General features: G+C 67.2%; 1 protein-coding gene. It reads left to right on the forward strand.

Annotation, left to right across the window (positions count from 1 at the left end; translation table 11 throughout):
• On the forward strand, positions 1–244 hold a 244-nt coding region (locus U5A52_RS43250), incomplete at both ends, for a hypothetical protein (protein ID WP_321940542.1).

Below are 244 nucleotides of genomic sequence, written 5' to 3' on the forward strand. Positions count from 1 at the left end.
TTGAGCACCGGTCAACTCGCGGCGCTGAGCTCGACGCAGGTGCGCCAGCTGAACTCGGCTGACCTCAAGGCGCTGAACAGCTCGCAACTCGTGAACGGCCTTGGCACGGCAGGCATCGCTTCGCTGACGAGCACGCAGGTGCAGTCGCTGACCACGACGGCGCTGAACGCGCTGAGCACGGCGCAGCTGGCAACGCTGGCAATCGCCTCGCTGACGACGGGTCAGGTGGCGGGTCTGAGCACGG

Source organism: Paraburkholderia sp. J8-2, assembly GCF_905220195.1.
Taxonomy (GTDB): domain Bacteria; phylum Pseudomonadota; class Gammaproteobacteria; order Burkholderiales; family Burkholderiaceae; genus Paraburkholderia.